Source organism: Flavobacterium sp. R1_16, assembly GCF_057652095.1.
The window spans coordinates 315,487-336,420 of the sequence record NZ_JBYFCG010000003.1; the positions used below are offsets into that span (position 1 = coordinate 315,487).

General features: G+C 32.0%; 23 protein-coding genes and 1 tRNA gene. 13 read left to right on the forward strand and 11 right to left on the reverse strand.

The window, feature by feature from the left end:
* Positions 1-16: 16 nt before the first annotated feature.
* Positions 17-1,115, reverse strand: a protein-coding gene (gene prfB / locus AC23L6_RS07590) for a peptide chain release factor 2 (RefSeq protein WP_487561277.1) whose coding sequence is annotated in 2 segments (ribosomal slippage) — positions 17-1,051 and positions 1,053-1,115 — 1,098 coding nt in all. Because the reading frame shifts where the segments join, the coding sequence is not laid out codon by codon here.
* A 47-nt stretch (positions 1,116-1,162) separates the two neighbouring features.
* Here prfB and AC23L6_RS07595 point away from each other — a divergent pair.
* Complete coding sequence (locus AC23L6_RS07595) at positions 1,163-2,191, forward strand: threonine aldolase family protein (RefSeq protein ID WP_487561276.1); 1,029 nt, start codon at positions 1,163-1,165, stop codon at positions 2,189-2,191.
* Positions 2,192-2,292: 101 nt separating this feature from the next.
* On the opposite strand, the gene AC23L6_RS07600 is transcribed toward AC23L6_RS07595, so the two are convergent.
* Positions 2,293-2,613 carry a YbaB/EbfC family nucleoid-associated protein gene (locus AC23L6_RS07600; RefSeq protein WP_487561275.1) on the reverse strand — a complete coding sequence of 107 codons (321 nt, stop codon included), beginning with the start codon at positions 2,611-2,613 and terminating at the stop codon, positions 2,293-2,295.
* 139 nt (positions 2,614-2,752) lie between these two features.
* Between AC23L6_RS07600 and AC23L6_RS07605 the strand changes: the two genes are divergently transcribed.
* The gene (locus tag AC23L6_RS07605) at positions 2,753-4,816 is read left to right on the forward strand and encodes a S9 family peptidase (RefSeq protein ID WP_487561594.1); all 2,064 of its coding nucleotides are present in this window, start codon (positions 2,753-2,755) and stop codon (positions 4,814-4,816) included.
* 75 nt (positions 4,817-4,891) lie between these two features.
* The gene (gene capA, locus AC23L6_RS07610; RefSeq protein ID WP_487561274.1) at positions 4,892-5,932 is read left to right on the forward strand and encodes a cysteate synthase; all 1,041 of its coding nucleotides are present in this window, start codon (positions 4,892-4,894) and stop codon (positions 5,930-5,932) included.
* Positions 5,933-5,996: 64 nt separating this feature from the next.
* Here capA and AC23L6_RS07615 read toward each other — a convergent pair whose 3' ends face one another.
* Both AC23L6_RS07615 and AC23L6_RS07620 read right to left on the reverse strand, forming a co-directional pair.
* Positions 5,997-6,332, reverse strand: a complete 336-nt coding sequence (locus tag AC23L6_RS07615) for a CCC motif membrane protein (RefSeq protein ID WP_487561273.1) — start codon at positions 6,330-6,332, stop codon at positions 5,997-5,999.
* 15 nt (positions 6,333-6,347) lie between these two features.
* Entirely contained in the window at positions 6,348-6,632 is a 285-nt protein-coding gene (locus AC23L6_RS07620; RefSeq protein WP_487561272.1) for a DUF2752 domain-containing protein, read from the reverse strand.
* Between the two features lie 102 nt (positions 6,633-6,734).
* Here AC23L6_RS07620 and AC23L6_RS07625 point away from each other — a divergent pair, with 102 nt between their 5' ends.
* Both AC23L6_RS07625 and AC23L6_RS07630 read left to right on the forward strand, forming a co-directional pair.
* Positions 6,735-6,917 (forward strand): hypothetical protein, encoded by a 183-nt coding sequence (locus tag AC23L6_RS07625; protein ID WP_487561271.1) that lies wholly within the window; start codon positions 6,735-6,737, stop codon positions 6,915-6,917.
* Positions 6,910-7,461, forward strand: a complete 552-nt coding sequence (locus AC23L6_RS07630; RefSeq protein ID WP_487561270.1) for a Smr/MutS family protein — start codon at positions 6,910-6,912, stop codon at positions 7,459-7,461. Before AC23L6_RS07625 ends, AC23L6_RS07630 begins: the two co-directional genes overlap by 8 nt.
* On the opposite strand, the gene AC23L6_RS07635 is transcribed toward AC23L6_RS07630, so the two are convergent.
* Complete coding sequence (locus AC23L6_RS07635) at positions 7,462-8,409, reverse strand: hypothetical protein (protein ID WP_487561269.1); 948 nt, start codon at positions 8,407-8,409, stop codon at positions 7,462-7,464.
* A gap of 156 nt (positions 8,410-8,565) precedes the next feature.
* Between AC23L6_RS07635 and AC23L6_RS07640 the strand changes: the two genes are divergently transcribed.
* Entirely contained in the window at positions 8,566-9,690 is a 1,125-nt protein-coding gene (locus AC23L6_RS07640; protein ID WP_487561268.1) for a cysteine desulfurase family protein, read from the forward strand.
* Between the two features lie 48 nt (positions 9,691-9,738).
* Here the strand turns inward: AC23L6_RS07640 and AC23L6_RS07645 are convergent, their stop codons facing one another.
* From AC23L6_RS07645 to AC23L6_RS07660, 4 genes are all read right to left on the reverse strand, one after another.
* A complete protein-coding gene (locus AC23L6_RS07645) occupies positions 9,739-10,707 on the reverse strand; it encodes an MlaD family protein (RefSeq protein WP_487561267.1) in 969 nt (322 codons plus the stop codon).
* An 8-nt stretch (positions 10,708-10,715) separates the two neighbouring features.
* The gene (locus AC23L6_RS07650; protein ID WP_487561266.1) at positions 10,716-11,468 is read right to left on the reverse strand and encodes an ABC transporter ATP-binding protein; all 753 of its coding nucleotides are present in this window, start codon (positions 11,466-11,468) and stop codon (positions 10,716-10,718) included.
* Complete coding sequence (locus AC23L6_RS07655) at positions 11,468-12,250, reverse strand: MlaE family ABC transporter permease (protein ID WP_487561265.1); 783 nt, start codon at positions 12,248-12,250, stop codon at positions 11,468-11,470. The genes AC23L6_RS07650 and AC23L6_RS07655 overlap by 1 nt, the downstream gene beginning before the upstream one ends.
* A gap of 96 nt (positions 12,251-12,346) precedes the next feature.
* Positions 12,347-12,940 carry a hypothetical protein gene (locus AC23L6_RS07660; RefSeq protein WP_487561264.1) on the reverse strand — a complete coding sequence of 198 codons (594 nt, stop codon included), beginning with the start codon at positions 12,938-12,940 and terminating at the stop codon, positions 12,347-12,349.
* 264 nt (positions 12,941-13,204) lie between these two features.
* Between AC23L6_RS07660 and AC23L6_RS07665 the strand changes: the two genes are divergently transcribed.
* From AC23L6_RS07665 to AC23L6_RS07680, 4 genes are all read left to right on the forward strand, one after another.
* Positions 13,205-13,447: a hypothetical protein gene (locus tag AC23L6_RS07665; RefSeq protein ID WP_487561263.1), complete on the forward strand. Its 243-nt coding sequence runs from the start codon at positions 13,205-13,207 to the stop codon at positions 13,445-13,447.
* 4 nt (positions 13,448-13,451) lie between these two features.
* A complete protein-coding gene (locus AC23L6_RS07670; protein WP_487561262.1) occupies positions 13,452-13,691 on the forward strand; it encodes a hypothetical protein in 240 nt (79 codons plus the stop codon).
* A gap of 188 nt (positions 13,692-13,879) precedes the next feature.
* Entirely contained in the window at positions 13,880-15,061 is a 1,182-nt protein-coding gene (locus AC23L6_RS07675; RefSeq protein ID WP_487561261.1) for a redoxin domain-containing protein, read from the forward strand.
* A 176-nt stretch (positions 15,062-15,237) separates the two neighbouring features.
* A tRNA-Tyr gene (locus AC23L6_RS07680) sits at positions 15,238-15,318 on the forward strand.
* Between the two features lie 53 nt (positions 15,319-15,371).
* On the opposite strand, the gene rho is transcribed toward AC23L6_RS07680, so the two are convergent.
* Entirely contained in the window at positions 15,372-17,156 is a 1,785-nt protein-coding gene (rho, locus tag AC23L6_RS07685) for a transcription termination factor Rho (protein ID WP_487561259.1), read from the reverse strand.
* Between the two features lie 182 nt (positions 17,157-17,338).
* Here rho and AC23L6_RS07690 point away from each other — a divergent pair, with 182 nt between their 5' ends.
* The 3 genes from AC23L6_RS07690 (at position 17,339) to AC23L6_RS07700 (ending at position 20,347) form a co-directional block, all read left to right on the forward strand.
* Positions 17,339-17,749 carry a DUF4293 family protein gene (locus tag AC23L6_RS07690; RefSeq protein WP_487561258.1) on the forward strand — a complete coding sequence of 137 codons (411 nt, stop codon included), beginning with the start codon at positions 17,339-17,341 and terminating at the stop codon, positions 17,747-17,749.
* A gap of 152 nt (positions 17,750-17,901) precedes the next feature.
* Positions 17,902-18,555: a response regulator gene (locus AC23L6_RS07695; protein WP_487561257.1), complete on the forward strand. Its 654-nt coding sequence runs from the start codon at positions 17,902-17,904 to the stop codon at positions 18,553-18,555.
* Between the two features lie 94 nt (positions 18,556-18,649).
* The gene (locus AC23L6_RS07700; protein WP_487561256.1) at positions 18,650-20,347 is read left to right on the forward strand and encodes a sensor histidine kinase; all 1,698 of its coding nucleotides are present in this window, start codon (positions 18,650-18,652) and stop codon (positions 20,345-20,347) included.
* On the opposite strand, the gene AC23L6_RS07705 is transcribed toward AC23L6_RS07700, so the two are convergent.
* A complete protein-coding gene (locus AC23L6_RS07705; RefSeq protein WP_487561255.1) occupies positions 20,344-20,841 on the reverse strand; it encodes a metallophosphoesterase family protein in 498 nt (165 codons plus the stop codon). The genes AC23L6_RS07700 and AC23L6_RS07705 overlap by 4 nt on opposite strands.
* Positions 20,842-20,934 lie beyond the last annotated feature (93 nt).

Here is a 20,934-nt window from a genome sequence, read left to right on the forward strand (position 1 = left end):
GAAATAGATTTTGGATTTAATCTTCGCTTTTTTGTCCCATCATCATAAGAAAAGCTTTCAGGAAGTCGTCAATTTCGCCATTCATAACTCCTTCTACATTACTGGATTCGTAGCCCGTTCTCACATCTTTGACTAATTTATAAGGATGCATGACGTAATTTCTAATTTGGGAGCCCCATTCAATTTTCATTTTACCAGCTTCGATATCGGCTCTTTGTTCTTGCTGTTTTTTTAATTCAATTTCATATAGTTGTGAACGCAACATTTGCATAGCACGTTGTCTATTATCTTGTTGCGAACGTGTTTCCGAACACTGAATCTGAATACCTGTAGGTTTGTGGACTAATTGTACTTTTGTTTCTACTTTATTGACATTTTGACCTCCAGCACCACTGGAGCGAGAAGTAGTAATTTCGATATCAGCAGGATTAATTTCAATTTCAATGCTATCATCTACCAAAGGATATACATAAACAGAAGCAAATGATGTATGACGCTTGGCATTACTATCAAAAGGAGAAATACGAACCAGTCGATGTACTCCATTTTCCCCTTTTAAATAGCCGAAAGCATATTCGCCCTCAAACTCCAGAGTAACGGTTTTTATTCCTGCAACATCACCTTCTTGGTAATTGAGTTCACGTATTTTATACCCTGATTTTTCAGCCCACATTAAATACATACGCATCAGCATTGAGGCCCAATCACAACTTTCTGTTCCACCTGCACCAGCTGTTATTTGCAGAACAGCACTCAGGTTATCACCCTCGTCAGACAACATATTTTTAAATTCGATATCTTCGATATGGGCATTAGTAATTCGAAATTGTTCGTCTAATTCCTCTGCGGTAAGTTCACCTTCCTTATAGAATTCAAAGGCTAGTTGCAATTCGTCAGTCATATCGACTGCTTTGTTGTAATCTTCAACCCATTTTTTTTTTGAGCGAAGATTCTTGATATAGATTTCGGCTTCCTTCGGATTATTCCAAAAATCAGGAGCGAGTGTTTTTTCTTCTTCGTTAGTAATTTCAATTAGTTTGGCATCAACGTCAAAGATACCTCCTCAACGCACCAAGGCGTTCTACAATACCTTTTATTTGTTCGGTAGTTGTCATAAATTATGTAATTTTGAACCACAAAAATAAGACATAGTTTTTAGATAATGGAAATAAATTTAGTTAGTGATACCGTAACCAAGCCTACTGAGGAAATGTTGCGCTACATGTTCAATGCCAAAGTAGGGGATGATGTTTACAAACAAGACCCAACCGTGATTGACTTGGAGGCTAAAGTAGCAAATATGTTCGGAATGGAAGCAGCCCTATTTTTCCCTTCAGGAACTATGGCAAATCAAACGGCAATTAAATTGCATACTCAACCCGGAGAACAACTAATTGCTGATAAATGGGCGCATGTATATAATTATGAAGGAGGCGGTGCTTCTTTTAACAGTGGTGTTTCTTGTTGTCTTTTGGATGGAAATAGGGGAATGATTACTGCAGAACAAGTTACAGTTGCAATTAACAATCCTGAATTTTACCATAGTCCTTTAACAAGTTTGGTTTGTGTTGAAAACACTACTAATAAGGGTGGTGGAGCTTGTTATGATTTTGAGGAATTGAAACGAATCAAAAAAGTGTGCGATGCGCACAATTTGAAATTTCATTTAGATGGCGCCAGAATATGGAATGCTTTGGTTGCCACCAATGATAATCCAGTTGAATATGGGAAGATTTTCGACACGATTTCTGTTTGCTTGTCAAAAGGATTAGGAGCACCTATAGGTTCGCTTTTAATTTCTGATGCAAAGACTATTCATCGCGCTTTGCGAATTAGAAAAATTTTGGGTGGTGGAATGCGACAAGTTGGCTACTTAGCAGCCGCAGGTATTTATGCATTAGATAATAACATCAATAGGCTAACAGATGATCATCGTAGAGCAAAAGAATTAGGAGCAGTTCTTTCTAAGTTGCCTTGGGTAGCAAAAGTAGAACCAGTAGAAACTAATATTCTAATATTTTCATTGAAAGAAGGATTTGACGAAAATCTATTTGTTGAAAAATTAAAAGAGCGTAATATACATATCAGTTCAATGGGTCATGGAAAATTAAGAATGGTAACTCATTTAGATTACCGTGAGGTTATGCATAGTTATGTTTTGGAGACCTTTGAGAGAATTGTTGTTAAATAACGATTTACAGTTTAAAGCAATAGATTACAATTTTAAACACAAATTTCACCGATTCACACTAATTGGTCTGCGTAAATTTGTGAAATCTGTGTTTTGTGTTTTTACTTAAACAATTGATCCATTCCGGGAATCATTGGCATATCCATTTTTGCAACAGCATCTAATTCTGCTTGATTGACATTGGATGCTTTTTCGATAGCTTTGTTTAAAACTAAAATTAAATAATCTTCCAATTGCTCTTTGTCTTCTAATAAGGCATCATCAATTGAAATGGACTTTATTTTTCGATTGGCGGTTAATGTTACTTTTAATAAACTGTCATTGCTTTGTTCGTCAATCAAAACAGTATCCAATCTTTTTTTAGTATCTTCTATTTTTTGCTGGGTTTCTTTCAGTTTTCCCATCATTCCCATTAAATCCATAATAATAATTTAAAATTGAACCGTAAAATTACTATATTGCAGGGTAATATTCAATTAAATTTTAATGAGAAATAAATTAATCGTAAGAAGTCTTTATGCTATTTTTGCATGCACATCCATTATGACAAATGCTCAACAAATGACTGAAAAAATAAAAGCACCCCTTGCTAAAATTATTCCTACCACTTTAGAAAAACATGGAGATATTAGAATTGATAATTATTTTTGGTTAAACGACAGAGAAAATCCAGAAGTTATAGAATATCTCAATAAAGAAAACGATTACTATAATACTGTAACTGCAGATTCAAAAGCGTTTCAAAAAGAATTATTTGAGGAAATGAAAAGCCGCATCAAAGAAGATGATGCATCAGTTCCCTATCTGTACAACGGTTACTACTATATCACTCGTTTCGAAAAGGGAAATGATTACCCAATCTATTCCAGAAAGAAGGGGAGTCTTGATGCTAAGGAAGAAATCATGTTCAACTGCAATGAAATGGCAAAAGGTCAAAAGTACTTTCAATTGAGCGGTATCTCTATTAGTATGGACAATCAGTTTGCAACATTTGCATTAGATACTATAGGAAGACGTATTTATACTTTACAAGTTAAAAATTTAGTAACCGGAGAAATTCTATCGGATAAAATTCTAAACACTTCAGGAAATTCTACTTGGGCAAATGATAACAAAACTATTTTTTACACCAAACAAGACCCAAAAACCTTACGCTCTGATAAAGTTTACAAACATAAATTAGGAACTGATTCCTCAAAAGATGAATTGGTCTATTTTGAAAAAGATGATACTTTTAATGTCTCTGTTTCCAAAGAAAAATCTAAAAAATATATTGTTATTGAAGCATCAAGTACGTTAACAACAGAGTCCAGAATACTTTTAGCGGATGAGCCTGACAGTCAATTTAAAGTTTTTCAAAAAAGAGTTCGAGGTTTAGAATATAGTATTTCACACTATGGAGATAGCTTTTATATTTTAACCAATAAAGACAAAGCTATCAATTTTAAATTGATGAAAACTCCAGAAACCAATACATCTAAAGAGAATTGGACCGATTTAATTCCGCACAGAAAAGATGTTTTGATTGAAGATATAGAAATTTTCAAAGAATATTTGGTCGTTACAGAGCGTAGTAATGGTCTGAATAAAATTCAAATCAGGCCATGGAGTGGAAAAGGGGAGTACTATCTTCCTTTTGAGAGTGAGACCTACACTGCCTATACTTCTACTAATGTAGATTTTGATACTGAAATTTTGCGATATGGTTATCAATCTCTGGCAACTCCATCCTCAGTTATTGATTTCAATATGAAAACCAAAACCAAGGAAATTAAAAAAGAGCAAGAAGTTCTTGGTGGAAAATTTGATAAAAACAATTACATTGAAGAACGCATCTGGGCAACTGCAACCGATGGCACAAAAGTTCCTATTTCTATGGTTTACCGAAAAGAGCTTAAAAAAGACGGTACAAATCCATTATTGCTCTATGCTTATGGATCCTATGGAATTTCGATGGACCCTTATTTCTCATCAACACGATTATCACTTTTGGATAGAGGCTTTATATTCGCCATAGCACACATTAGAGGCGGTGAAGATTTGGGAAGACAGTGGTATGAAGACGGTAAATTATTAAAAAAGAAAAACACATTTACCGATTTTATTGATTGCTCAAAGTTTGTAATAGAACAAAAATATACGTCTCCAAAGCATTTATACGCCGAAGGCGGTTCCGCAGGAGGACTACTAATGGGGGCTATAGTAAACATGGCACCGGAATTATACAATGGAGTAATTGCTCAAGTTCCCTTTGTAGATGTTATGACCACTATGCTGGATGATAGTATTCCATTAACAACAGGAGAATATGATGAGTGGGGAAATCCAAATGTTAAAAAATATTATGATTACATGAGATCGTATTCTCCTTATGATAATGTAAAATCACAGGCATATCCTAATATGTATGTTTCGACAGGTTTGCATGACTCACAAGTACAGTATTGGGAACCAGCAAAATGGGTTGCAAAATTAAGGATGTTGAAAACAAATGATAACTTACTTTTTTTAAATACAAATATGGATGCTGGTCACGGAGGCGCATCAGGGCGGTTTGAAGCGCTTAAGGAATTAGCAAAAGAATTTAGTTTTTTAGTAGATTTAGAAAGAATTAAAGTGAATTAGAATTTTTTTTGTTAAATTTGCAAGGTTTTGAGGTCAGTACTTTTTAAAAATGATGCCTTGATTAACTATTTTTTTATGAAAGAAGAAATAAAAGCCTACAATAATGTCTTGGAATTAATTGGTAACACGCCACTTATAAAACTCAACAGAGTTACCGAAAATTTAGAAGGTAACTTTTATGCAAAAGTGGAAGCATTTAATCCAGGTCATTCAACTAAAGATAGAATTGCATTATTCATATTAGAGGAAGCTGAACGAAAAGGCATTCTTACTCCAGGCGATACTATCATAGAAACCACATCTGGAAATACAGGTTTTAGTTTAGCCATGGTAAGCATTATAAAAGGTTATAATTGCATTTTGGCAGTTAGCTCAAAATCTTCAAAAGACAAAATAGACATGCTCCGAAGTCTCGGTGCCAAGGTATATGTTTGTCCTGCCCATGTTTCTGCAGATGATGAAAGATCATATTATAGTGTTGCAAAACGCCTGCACGAAGAAACTAAAGGTTCAGTTTACATCAATCAATATTTTAATCAACTAAACATTGATGCTCATTATAATTCTACTGGTCCAGAGATTTGGAAACAAACTGGAGGTAAAATTACACACCTAGTAGCTTGTAGTGGAACTGGCGGAACAATCTCAGGAACTGCAAAATATTTAAAAGAACAAAATCCAAATATTAGAATTTTAGGTGTTGACGCTTTTGGTTCAGTTTTAAAAAAATATCATGAAACAAAAGAGTTTGATAACAACGAAATATACCCTTACAGAATAGAAGGTTTAGGGAAGAATTTAATTCCAACAGCAACTGATTTCGATGCTATTGACTATTTTATGAAAGTGACCGATGAAGAAAGTGCTCATAGTACTAGAGAAATAGTAAAAAAAGAAGGTCTTTTTGTGGGATATACGTCAGGTGCAGTTTTACAAGCTATTAAGCAATATGCGGCTGAAGGAGAATTTGATAAAAATAGTAATGTAATTGCCATATTTCCAGATCACGGTTCACGATACATGAGCAAGGTGTTTAGTGATGATTGGATGAATGAACAAGGATTTTTTGACAGTATTAATGCCGAAGAAGCTCAAAAAATTGAATTTATAAAGTAGTAGTCTTTATTTAAAATAAAAAAAGGGAAAACTCAATTTTTCCCTTTTTTTATATGTATTAGTTTTATTGTTCCTCTTGCTGTTTAATTTTCTCAAGTAAATTTTGTTGAAAATCTTTCATACCATCCTCTCCAACTACTGCAAATATATAGATGGTAAATAGTAAATATATAGAACTTAAAATAATTCCGATAATAGCCAATATTTTACCCGTATTTAAATTAGAGTATCCATCGTAGACTTCGGGATTTTCATTGTATAATTGGATGTCTTTTTTAGCCAAAATTATGGCAACAATTCCCAAAATCAAACCTATTATACCATAGCAACAACAAGTTACTATAGAACATATTCCTAATATTAGTACTGCTGATGCGTTTGGTAATTTTTGCTTTTTCATAAGTAAAGAAGGTATTTAAAGGTTAGTCATTTTGTAAATATAGGAAACAATCATAATCACGGCATTAATAATTGCTAGGCTGACAATGATTTTGTGGTAATTTCTACTTTTGTCAATAAAATGCAAACCAAGAACTCCAAAAAATAATATTGTAGTAAAAATAGCTGGAAACATATGAAAGGCTGCATTAAATTCTCCTCTAAGGAGTAATAAAAGTGCCCTTTGTGTGCCACAACCTAAACATTCTACACCAAATAGTTTCTTGTTTACGCAGGGAATCATGTATTTTTCGATGTCCAAAATCTAAAGCATTTGATATACAATTTTACAAAAAATATTTATAAAAATAGGTAAGCCGTTATTTTAAAGTTTGCTACTTTTGAAATCAGATACAAATAAATTATGAAAAAAATCTTGATTCCAATAATGATTGTCTCAATAGTAGTTGCTCTATACGAACAAAGTTCGGAGCAGGGAAATGTTTATGTTAAAGTTTTAGCCATCGCAGTTTTTATGTTTGGAATGATGCAATTGAGTGCAAAAACACCAAGTAAAAATCAAGATAACGAAGATCAAAATGTTTAACAAAGGTGATAAGGTATCTGTTTTGGATGAAGCGATAAACGGAATTGTGTTATCTGTTCAAAACAATGAAATTAGTATTGAAACTGAAGATGGTTTTGTAATGAAATTTACTTCTAAGGAGTTGATTAAAGTGCAGAATACTAATGACTTAAATAGCGACACTAGAAATATTGATTTCAATAAAATTAAAAAGGAAAAGGAAATCCCTAAGCCAAGAAGTTTTGTAAAAGAAAAGAAAGTAAAAGGTGAAATTCCGCCACCAGAATTTGATTTGCACATTGAAAAATTAGTTCCTAATTATAAAAGAATGAGTAATTATGATATTCTTACCTTGCAAATGGAAACTGCCAAACGACATATAGAATTTGCCATTAAAAACCGAATTCCTAAAATTGTTTTTATTCACGGAGTTGGTGAAGGAATTCTTAAAGCAGAACTTGATTTTATGTTAGCTAGATACGACCAAATTAATTTTCAAGATGCTAATTATCAAAAATATGGTCTAGGTGCAACTGAAGTTTACATCAAACAAAATGGTAGATAATTAGTTAGGCAATAAGAGCTCACCATATAAAATATCATTTCCGTAATAAAAAGTACTATTACCTCTACTGAAAGTAACATTTTTCAATCTAATAGTATGTAAAAAACCTCCCGAAGTTGTGTTAACAATTTCGATAGTTCCATCCGTTGCAATCCATTCTTCTTTAATTGTTGGTGTTATTGGAGTTGCTGTTCCGCAAAAATAGTCTACAAGTGAAGTAGGTAATGATGTGTTATACAAACGATAAATAAGCTTGTTAGTTGTACTACCAATTGGTCGTGTAACTGTTCCAGAATTTTGAATCAAATCTGAGTCGGGATTTTCAATTACCAAACTTTCAATACCACTATTTCTTGCATTATATATTTTAGAATTTTCTGCACAACTAGCGACCAATTTCGAATCAAAGCTGAACGGTAAGGATGTAGCATTAGTTAAATAATCTCCAAAAATAAAAGTTTCATATTTTATATCTGTTCCATCAGGCTTAGCAAAAACAATATTTTTAAAAACAATGTAATGATTGTATTTCACTATTTTTCGTTGTCCAGTAGTTGCATCGGGATTTGCATAAAGAGCAGTGGTAGTGATTTCGATGGTTCCAGAGGTAGCAACCCATTCTTCAATTGCAACTGGAGTAATAGGACCAGCTATCATGCAAATATTATCGGCAGATACTTTACCATTATAAAATCTATATTTTACGGTTACATCACCACCTATTTGAATTTTCTTTGGAGTTCCTGAAACTGTTGCGTCATTTGGAAATGCATTTTGACTTGATGGGATGTTCATGAATAAGGATTCTTCATCTTTCAATTTATATATAATTTCTCCGCAAGAGTTTGCTGTAATATCACTGAAATTAATGGTTTCTACTGATACATTACCATCATCACAAGCATTTAAAAGTAAGACAAGAATCAATAATTGCAGAATTTTTTTCATATATAAATTTTTTATGAGTCACAATTAATATGTAAAATTTGACTCTCAGTATAGCTTATTCAACGATTTATAATTGTGACAAAAATAGTATTTTAATTTACAATCTCAATCAAATTCAATTCTGAAGGCATTGCTAAAATTTATAACTTTGCATCAATGAAAAAAGTATATCTCGATAGTGCCTCTACCACGCAAATTAGAACTGAAGTTATTCAAGAAATGACAAAAGTTTTAACTGAAGATTATGGAAACCCTTCTTCAACACATAGTTTTGGGCGAAATGCCAAAAACATTTTGGAACTTTCTAGAAAATCTATTGCGAAACAACTGAACTGTTCTTCACAAGAAATTATTTTCACTTCTTGCGGAACGGAATCTAACAATTGGATTCTTCGATCTGCGGTTAAGGATTTAAAAGTAAAAAGAATCATAACCAGTAAAATTGAGCATCACGCGGTATTGCATGCTGTTGAAGCATTACAAAATGAATATGATATTCAGGTAGATTATGTAGCTATTAAATCTAACGGAGAAATTGATATCTCAGATTTAGTAGAATTGCTTTCGCAAGAAAAGAAAACCTTAGTTAGTCTAATGCACGTTAATAACGAAATTGGAACTGTTTTAGACCTAGAGAAAATTGGAAATATTTGCCAGCAATATAACGCCTTATTTCATTCTGATACAGTACAATCAGTGGGAAAGACTGAGCTTGACTTGCAAACACTTCCTGTTGATTTTATAGTGGCAAGTGCTCATAAATTCCATGGACCTAAGGGGATTGGGTTTGCTTTTATTAGAAGGAGATCGGGTTTACGACCTCTTTTTTTTGGAGGTGAACAAGAAAAAGGGTTGCGTCCAGGCACCGAGGGTGTGCATCAAGTTGCAGGTATGGCAAAAGCTTTAGAACTTTCTTATGATAATTTACAAACTGATAGAAAACATATTTTAGAATTAAAAGACTATTTAATTGAACAACTCGAAATGGAATTTCCTGATTTTAAAATCAATGGAAGTAAGGATGGTTTCTACACCGTTGTAAATGTATTGTTGCCTTTCCCGGAAGATAAAACGGCGATGATTTTATTCTATTTAGATATGAAAGGAATTGCGGTTTCACGTGGTAGTGCTTGCCAATCAGGCAGTATTACTCCTTCTCATGTTTTAGATGAAATTCTCGCTAGGGAAGAAATCAATAAACCCAGTTTACGAATTTCGTTTAGTCATTTCAATTCGAAATCAGATATCGATTATTTGATAAATTGCTTGAAAACGATATGATTTTGAACTTTTGTTACAGCGTTTTGATAAATTATTGTAGCAACTTTTTTATTTTTTCTTTTTCTCTTTTTCCTGTTTTTTAAAGTAGCCTTTCAAAAGGAAGCTATGCTTTAGAGCTTCTAAATCTTGATTCAAAAGTTTGCTAGCCTCATTGATGTTGGTTATAGTAGTGTCTATTTTTTTAACAAGATTAGGATCATTTGAAAGATAATTGATGGTTCCATTTCCATCTTTTGCATTCAGAATTGTTTCGTTAAGATTGTTAACCACTTTTTCAATTTCATTGCTTGTTTTATGCAGATTGACAACTATTTTTTTCATTTTAGTTGCTGTTGCAGAGTCGTTTAGAACACCTAATACGTTTTCTTTTTTATTCAAAGAGCTAATAATCAAATTTAAATTTTTGACACTTTCGGAAGTTCCTTGCGTGGTTATTTTTAAATTCTTTAGAGTTTGTTTCAAGTCATTACTCATTATTGTGTCGTTAAGAAGTAAGCCGAAAGTACCTCTACCGTTTTTAATTTTTTTAGTTATCTCCAGCAAGTCTGAAGTAAGGAGAGCGGCATTCTTATTAGTGACATTAAGTGTACTTAAAATATCATCAGTACGAACCCTGTTCAAAGAATGAATAGTATCTCCAGGTTGAACTGAAGAGGCGTTTGAATTTCTTGGTATGATATTAATAATCATATTACCCACCAATCCATCTGAACTTATTGTTGCTACAGCATTTTTTTTGATGTGAGGAAATATGCTTTCATCGATTATCATATCTATTTTTATTACGGTGTCGTTTATCATTTCGATGTTGCGAACAGTGCCAACATTTATCCCAGAATAACGAACGTTGTTACCAAGTTGTAATCCATTTACATTATTGAAAATAGCGATTAAATGATTTGTTTTTCCAAACATTTTTTGTTTATCGCCAATGAAATAGATGGCGAGTATAAATAGCAGTAAACCAAGTATTACAAATAAACCTAGTTGTATTTTTTGAGAGATTGTTTTTTCCATTATGAATATTATTTAAAAAAAGCTTGAACTTTAGGATCGTTAGAATTCGATAATTCTTCAAATGTTCCCTCGGCATAATTAATTCCGTCAACCAGCAAAATCATTCTATTTGAAATCATCCTTGCACAATCAACATCATGTGTGATAATTATTGAAGAGGTGTTGTATTTTTTTTGAATAGACATCATTAACAACAAAATTTCTTTTGAAGTTATCGGGTCTAAACCTGTTGTGGGCTCATCATATAAAATAATCTTAGGTAATAATATCAATGTTCTAGCCAGAGCTACTCTACGTTTCATTCCTCCAGAAAGTTCGGATGGCATTAATTCAATGGTATTTCCTAAACCTACATTTTCCAATGCTTCCATAACTAGGGGAGTAGTGTCCTTTATTTTTCCAAATTTTTTGGTGTGACGCCTTAGAGGGAATTCTAAATTTTCTCTAACGGACATTGAATCATATAGCGCACTTCCTTGAAATAAAAAACCAACTTCTGTTCTCAAATCGTCTAATTCTTCATGTTTGAGTTGGCTAATGTTTTTATCCATGACAATAATAGATCCGCTATCGGGCTCTTCTAATCCAATCAAACATTTTATCATTACCGATTTTCCTGAGCCTGATTTTCCCATGATAACTAGATTTTCTCCTTCATATAAATTCATATTAAATCCAGCTAGAACATGATTATTACCATAGCTCTTTTTTAAATCTTTAATTTCGATTACGGGTTTTTTATTTGAAACGAATGTATCCATTACACATCATAAAAAATATTAGTAACAAAAACGGCAACAAAGTCAATAATAAAAAGCAACATGGACGTAAAAACAACAGCAGAATTTGCAGCTAGTCCTACACCAGCAGTTCCTTTTTTACAATTGTAACCTTTATAACAACCCACTAATCCTATAGCAAACCCAAAGAAAAATGTTTTGATTGTTGTTGGTATCAAATCACTAAACTCGAGACTATTAAAAACTTGGTTGAAATACAATAAAAAGGATACATTTCCCTTAATATTTTCAACAAGTGCAGAACCATATATTGCAATAGCATCACCAAAAAAAACTAATATTGGTAACATAAGTGTAGTGGCAAAAATTCGGGTGACAACCAAATACTTGAATGGATTTGTGCCCGATACTTCCATGGCGTCTATTTGTTCAGTAACTCTCATAGAACCAAGTTCAGCTCCAATTCCTGAGCCGATTCTCCCTGCACAAATTAAAGCAGTTATAATAGGACCAATTTCTCTAATGATGGAAATACTTACCATTGAAGGCATCCATGAAACAGCACCAAATTCTAAAAGCGTAGGTCTCGATTGAAGAGTAAAAACAAGTCCAATAATAAAACCTGTAACAGCAACAAGTAAAAGCGAACGATTCCCCATATTATAACATTGACGAAGAAACTCTTTAAACTCAAAAGGTGCTTTAGTTGCTTCTTTAAAAAAACGACTCGCAAAAAAGGAAAGTTCGCCAATTTCTATTAGGAAGTTTTTAAATAATTCAATACTTCTAAAAATACTATTCATAACAGAGATGAATTAATTTTTTAAGCACATACCTCTATCAAATATACGAAATTATCTGCTTTTTTTCTAGTTTATCCTAATCTTTATCTCTTGAATTTATTTCCAAATGCGAAAGTTGAATCTAAACTGTTTGGTTTGTACTAAAGTTCTCCAATCGATAAAAAGTAATGAACAAATTAAAAATAAACCAATAAAGAGGCTTGTTATTGACTGCCATGAAATTGCTCCACGAAGCACTTGATCTATATTTTCGGTTCCATATTTCCCCATGTATACAAGTACTGTATCACTAGTGAATTTGCCAACAAAAAAAGCAGGAATAATGTATATTGGCTTGAGATTTGCCATTCCTGCAGCTACAAAAAGTGGGGTAGTGGGTAGTGGTAATAACGAGTAAGCAATAATGACTAATTGACTTTTCCATCCTTTATTTTTGAGAATTTTCCCTAGATATTGTACATCTTCATTTTTAGATGGTTTAAAGATTTTACCAGCTATTATAGGAATATATAGTGTAAGAATGTATCGACCTAAAATTGAACCAGCAACTCCCACAGTAATTACTAACCAAATGTTTAAATCAAACATAATTTGCATGAATACCATTATAGTGAAAGCTGGAGGAAAAGGAAAAGGAACTACATCAAAAAGGAATGCACCTAAGAATACAAATACATATTTCCACCACATAATAATTTCTTCAAATTAAATTAAACCGCTTGTAAGTTTTAAATTCTTCAATTAAAGATACTAAATTAAGAGGAGAAAAAATAATTAAAGACGGTATTTTATAGTCGTATAATGATTTAAAAACGAAATTGTATTTTTATTACAATTACACCTTTCCAATCATAAGAAACATAATAAATATCACTAAATTTAGGGATTGTACAAAACTTCTGAAAAGATTACATTTGGAATCTAAATTAAGTTTGAAAATTTAGTTAAGTATTTATGGATGATGCGTTTCAAATATATGAACAAAAAATAAAGAAAGCTGCAGAAAAAATAGGCATCTTAAAGGGTGAATTGTCTCAAGTCAAGGATAAATTAAAAGCAAATCGAAAAAATTCAGAACTTTTACATGAGTTTAAAAGAATAAGTATAAAAATCACAAAAGCCACATACGAATTAGAACATAATCAATCTATTTTAAAAATAAGAAACGAATTGATTAACAGTAATGATAAATCATAAAAGCATGAATGATTCTTGTCAAATTTACCAGCAACAAGTAAATAAAGCAAAAGAAACCATTGGTATTCTTGAAGACAAATTGCATGAAATCAGGCTAAAAATTCAAAAAAACAATAGGGCTGAGGATTTACAAGAATTAAGAAAAATCACTCTGGACATGACTATTACTTTGAACGAATTAGAGCATTGTCAAGATAATCTTGAACGATGCATGAATCAAAAGAAAAACCTAATTAAAGAATAGTTAATAAAAGGATTTAATTTAATAAGGATTTAGAATTATCTGAATCCTTTTTTATTTGGAGTTAGTTTAGTATCAAATAGACACAATAGTAGCATATCAACAAAATATAACATAAAATTAAGTCGTAAAATTATATATAACTTATATTTTTAAATACTTTTGCAAACCTAATCCAAAATTTATTTCAAATGAAATCGAACCTGTTCGAATGTAAAAATGTTTCAAACATGACCAAAAAAATTCTTTTAGTACTTTCTATTGTTTTAGTTTTAATTTCTTGTAATAAAGCAGGTGAAAACGAGTATATTGTTTCAGGTACCATTAAAGGTATCGATAATGGTAAAAGTGTAACTCTTGAAGTTCAAGACGAAAAGACAGGACAATTAAAACCAGTTGATACTGTTAAAATTGAAAATGGTAAATTTGTTTTTAAAGGATCAGCCAAAGAGCCAGAATTGTATTTAATTCAAGTAGAAAAAGTACAAGGAAAAGTTCCTTTTATACTAGAAAATGGCGATATCGAAATGACCATAAACAAGGATAGTGTTGCTATCACCAAAGTTACTGGAACATACAATAATGACGAGCTAACTAGCTATAAAGAAAATGGAATGAAAATTCAAAAGAAGATGATGAAATTCCAGGAAGATAATATGGCAAAAATGAATGAAGCTCAACAGAAAAATGATACTGTTGTAATGAATTCATTGAGAAAAGAATACAGTAAGTTTCAAGATGAATTTGCAAAACAATCAGAAGATTACATCAAGACACATCCAAAAGCTTTTATCTCTGCTTTAATCATCGAAGGAATGTTCAATCAAATGATTCCAGATGTTAAAAAAATCAATCAGTATTATACCGCTTTAGATAAATCATTGAAAGATACTAAGCACGGAAAATCAATTAAAACCAAACTAGATAAATTAATGAAACCTGTTGCTTCAGTTGAAGTTGGTAGCCTTGCACCAGATTTTACGGCACCCGATCCAAACGGCAAACCAATTTCTTTGAAACAGAGTTTAGGAAAAGTAACCATAATCGATTTTTGGGCTTCTTGGTGTAATCCTTGTAGAATGGAAAATCCAAGTAACGTAGCTTTATATAACGAATATCACTCAAAAGGGCTTACTATTATTGGCGTATCATTAGACAAAGATGCTGCTAAATGGAAAGAAGCGATAGCCAAAGACAAACTAACTTGGCCACAAATTTCAAATTTAAAAGACTTTGAAGACCCTATTGCTACAGCTTATAATGTTAACCAAATTCCATCAACATTTATTTTAGATGCTTCAGGAAAAGTGGTTGCTAAAGATTTAAGAGGGCCAGCTTTGAAAGCAAAAATTGCTGAACTTTTAGGAAAATAATTGTAGTACATCATTATAATGAACAAATCCCCAAATTGGGGATTTTTTTATTGTATTCAATACCAAAGGCTTAAATATTATGTCACAAATTATGTGATAAATAGTTTGGTAACACCAAAACAGTTTTTATATTTGCATCCGTTAAAGAAAACATATACATGCTTCTTTAACTAGGAGGGGAGATACTCAAGCGGCCAACGAGGGCAGACTGTAAATCTGCTGTGTGAACTTCGCAGGTTCGAATCCTGCTCTCCCCACAAAAAAAGTCCCGATACTTTCGGGACTTTTTTTATACAATAAACTTGAACTTTTAATCATTCATAGAAATCAAAAATTCTTCATTATTTCTGGTTTTTTTGAAACGATCGTTTATAAAATCCATTGCTTCAACAGGATTCATGTCAGAAAGGTATTTTCTCATAATCCACATACGTTGTAACGTTTTCTCATCAAGAAGTAAATCATCTCTTCTGGTGCTTGATGACGTTAAATCGATAGCTGGGAAAATACGTTTGTTAGCAATTTTTCTGTCCAACTGTAATTCCATATTTCCAGTTCCCTTGAATTCTTCAAAAATAACTTCATCCATTTTAGAACCTGTTTCGGTCAATGCTGTTGCGATAATACTCAATGAACCACCATTTTCAACATTACGGGCGGCACCAAAGAAACGTTTTGGTTTTTGAAGTGCATTAGCATCAACACCACCACTCAATACTTTACCAGATGCAGGTTGAACCGTATTATAAGCTCTTGCTAAACGCGTTATCGAATCTAAAAGAATGACAACATCATGACCGCATTCTACCAATCTCTTTGCTTTTTCTAAAACAATATTTGCAATTTTTACATGCTCTTGAGGTTCTCTATCAAAGGTAGAAGCGATTACTTCTCCGCGAACACTGCGCTGCATGTCGGTAACTTCTTCTGGACGTTCGTCAATTAATAATACGATTAAGTATACTTCTGGATGATTGGCAGCAATAGCATTTGCAATGTCTTTTAGCAACATTGTTTTTCCCGTTTTGGGCTGTGCTACTATCATTCCTCTCTGTCCTTTTCCGATAGGAGAAAACAAATCAATGATTCGGGTAGATACAGAACTTCCTTTCTCTGCTAATCGGAATTTTTCAGTAGGGAAGACAGGAGTTAAATGCTCAAATGAAACTCTGTCACGAACTACTTGAGGGTCATGTCCGTTAATTTTTAAAACACGCACTAATGGAAAGAATTTTTCACCTTCTTTAGGTGGACGAACTACACCTTTTACAGTGTCGCCAGTTTTTAAACCGAATAATCGTATTTGAGAAGTCGATAAATAAATATCGTCTGGAGAGGCCAAATAATTGTAATCTGAAGATCGTAAAAAACCATAGCCATCAGGCATCATTTCTAAGACTCCTTCGCTTTCTATAATTCCATCAAATTCAAAATCGGCATCTCTGAAATTATTTTTTTTATTCTTGAAATTTGCTTCGCCAGTTCGACCTCTGGTCTCGTGCGGGTTTTGGTTTCCGTTTGAATTAGTTTGGTTTGGATTTGGATTCCCGTTTTGGTTATTTTTATGAAGTTGATTAGGATTTATCTTCTTTTCAGGAAGTTTATTCTCAGTTGGAGCTATTTCTTCTGAAACAATGTTTTCTTTGGATGGTGTTTTGTTGGGTGACTCAGTAGAGGCTGGAGCCTTTTCTAATTGTATTGCAATCTTTTTTTCGTAATCTGATTTTTTAAATTTGACAGCCTTAGCTTTAGCTGGTGTTGCAGATGAATTTTTAGTTTCGTCTTGCTTTTCTTCTACATTTGGAACATTATCTGTTACCGATTCTTCTGGATTAGAAAATAATGTTTGAGTAGATTTTTTTTGATTGGAGGCTTTTTTTTCAGAGACAATTCGAACTCTTTTGGGTTTATCTTCACGCGTACCAGTTTGCTCTTTTTTTTCGGAGTCGCCGTTTTGAGTTGCGTTTTGGTGCTCTAAAATTTGCTGAATTAAAGCTTCTTTCTTAACGCCATTAATTTTTATAGTTGTAGCTAATTTAGCTATTTCTTGAAGCTCAGAAAGCTTCATTTCTTTTAATACAGAAATATCAAACATGAATGTTATTTGAATTTAGTTGATGTGGAATACGATATAAATGAGTAGTGTATTTATTCTTTAGGAACTATTCGTAAAATGAAGTACTTACGATTTGTTATGCAATAATACGAATAAAAATTAATCATACAATAGTATTTATAAAAAAGAAAATATATTTTTGCGTCAGAAAAATAGGTTATATGATTCAGAGAATTCAAACGGTTTACTTGATTTTTGTTTTTCTAATAAGCGGAGTTTTACCTTTCTTTTTTCGTTTATGGACGTTAAACGATGGTAAACACTTTTACTTCATGGAAAACCAATTGTATATCATCTTGTTTGGTTTGAGCACTTCATTATCACTATTGAGTATATTATTTTATAAAAAGCGACAACATCAATTTGTTATCAACAGATTGAACATCATATTAAATTTAATTTTATTAGGATTATTTGTATATCATTCACTAAATTTATCTGGAGAAACCGTAGTTTCTGAGAAAGGTATTGGGATGTTTCTACCTATTATTTCTATCGTTTTCTTAGTTTTGGCTAACAAAGCTATCAAAAAGGATGAAGATCTCGTAAAATCTGTGGATCGATTGAGATAAACCTATAAACTTAGTTTATTAGTGCGAAGAGAAGCCCGAACGATGTTCGGGCTTTTTTTGTATAAATAGTCATAATTTATCAGAAAAATCACTAAATTTAGTGATATGAATCCTGTTAAATTTAGGTTAAGTTTGTTAAACAAATATCCACAATGAAAGAAAAGATAAAAGTGTATTTAGCAGACGACCATCAAATGCTAATTGAAGGGATGAAGGCGGTGATAAAAACAAATGCCGATTTTGAAGTTGTTGGATTTTCATTAAATGGGGTCAATCTTGTTGATAATGCAATTGACGTCAAAACGGATATCTTAGTTATGGATATCAATATGCCTGAAAAAGATGGATTGCAAGTATTGAAGGAGTTATCAAAATCCAAAATGCATTTTAAAGTTATCATTCTTTCGAGTTATGATGATTTAAAATTAGTTCGTGAGGTTATAAAATTAGGAGCAAAGGGTTATTTAACCAAGCAATGTGTTGCGGAGAGTATTGTTGAAGCGCTATATGAAGTTCAAAATGGTGAAGAATATTTCTGTAGAACTATGCGTGAGAAGATATTTGAATCCTTCTCACAAGAGGATGAAAATAATGAGGAAGAACAAACAGCTACAGTTAGTTTAACCGAGCGAGAACTGGTGATAATCAAACTTATTGCACTTGAATACAGTGGAAAAAAAATAAGCGAAAAACTATTCATAAGCACCAACACCGTCGAAACACACCGTAAAAATTTATTAAAAAAATTGAAAGTGAAAAGCTCCATAGGTCTAGTGAAATATGCTATTAAAAATAATTTAATTTAAAAGAATATTTAGGTTCATTCCAATTCTTAAGTTAATTTCTTCAAAGCTAATTAATTGTATATTTAGTGTTTTTAATATCCCAGAAGAACTCTTTATGATTAAAAAGTGCTTTATTTTTTTTCTGCTGTTTGTGCTAAATCCTTTTAGCATTCCTTGTTTTGCTCAGGAAAAAATACTTACTCACAAACAAATAACCTTACTGGCAAAAGAAGCAAATGAATTATTCAAAGCGGGAGAATACGAAAAATCACTGATAAAAACCCGACTCGTTTTACGCCAAGCAATTGCTATTAAAGACAATTATTTAATAGCATGTTGTTACAAGATAATAGCCTCAAATGTAGATGAACTGAATCAGTTCGAAAAAGCCCTTTTTTATTATAAAAAGAGTCTAGTTTATGCTAATCGAACGGATAATGATACTATAAAAAACAAACTAAATAACAATCTTGCTAATATCTATTGTTTTGATAAAAAGCAGTTTAAAACAGGAATTAATTTCTATAAAAAATCAATTGAATATGCTAAAAAGGTAAATGATACAAGTAGTATCGTATTTACAACACTCAATATGACATGGGCATATTTTGAAAATAACCTTTTCAAAGAAGGCTCTCCTTATTTAACGTTTGTTAATACTCATCATAAAAAGTTTGGTGATGAATCGACTGTTGTAGTTTTATACATGCTCAATGGAATGTATCATAGCTACATGAATGATAATGAAAAAGCCAATTTTTATTTTTTGAAGGCAAAAAACCTAGGACTCAAAGGAAATGAAAAATCGGATTTGTCATTTGCTTGTCAGGAATATTCTAAGTTTTTAGTAAAAATTGGAAAGTATAAAGAAGCCTACGAAAATCTTGTAATTTATTCTAAAATAAACGATGAGTTGTATAATGAAGAAATACTAACAACTGTTAATGCAGCTGGAATAAATCTTGAGTTAGATGAAACCAAAAGAGATTTAAAAAGAGTAGAAACGGGATACAAACAAAAACAATATTTATTACAAGAAAAGGCATCAAAAAAGCAGAAAGTACTATTAATAATAATTGGCTTATGCATTTTGACGGCTATTATGCTGTATTTTTTCTTTCAAAACTCTAAACTTAAACAGAAAAATAAATTCAATAAAATACAAAGTCAGTTACAAAAAAAAATTATCAATGCAACTATTGATGGACAAGAATTAGAGCGAAAAAAAATAGCTGCATTTTTACATGATAACATCAGCGCAAAACTATCATCTGCAGGCTTGCATTTATTTGCATTTTCGGCTACTAAAAATATAGAAGCAGAGGAAATTACCAAGACCAGACTAATACTCAAAGATGTTCACGACGAAATTAGAAATTTATCACATGAGTTGTTGCCAACACTTTTGGCAAAATTTGGGTTGTTTTATGCAATTCAGGATTTGTGCGAAAAAAATTCTAATGCAATAATGCAATTTGAATATTCCAGTAATGTCGATTTAACAAAACGATACGATGAAGATTATGAGACAAAAATTTATTTTATCATTACAGAGCTATTCAATAATATTTTAAAACATAGTCAAGCAAGTAATGCAAGAATAGATCTGACTGAAGATAAAGAGGATCTTATTATTACTATAGAAGATAATGGTATAGGTTTTACTACGAATAAATTCAAAAAGAATGAAGGCTTTGGATTGACTCAAATTCGTGCTCGAATATCTAATATGAAAGGAAATATTACAATTAGTTCAACTCCAAATTCTGGAACATTTGTACAAATAAAATTGCCCATCAAAGAGAAAAATTAAATTCGTTTCTCAATTTCAATAATCTCCAAATCCTTAATTTTGTCTCCATCAATACTAAATCGAAGCATCGTTCGTATTTGATGAAAGCCACTTTTGCCTGCTGCTCCGGGATTCATGTGTAACACATTTAGCTTCTTATCAAACTGAACTTTCAGTATGTGTGAGTGTCCACAGATGAATAATTTAGGTGGATTAATTACTAATTCTTGCCGAATAGTTGGATGGTATTTACCGGGATAACCACCAATATGTGTTATCCAAACGTCAACATCTTCGCAATAAAATCGATGGTGTAATGGGAATTCTAAACGAGCTTTGTCATCATCAATATTCCCATAAACAGCTCGTAATGGTTTTCTCTTTTTGATAGTATCAGAAACAACCAAGTCTCCAATGTCTCCAGCATGCCACACTTCATCAGCTTGATCAACATATTTTAGTATAGTTTCATCAATGTGGCTGTGGGTATCGGAAAGGAGTAGAATTTTTTTCATATAAAAAAGGACCTATTTAAGCACAAAAATAGGCATTACAATTCCTAATTCAAATTAACACTTTCTTGTATTTTCAAACTCTAAAAATTATAT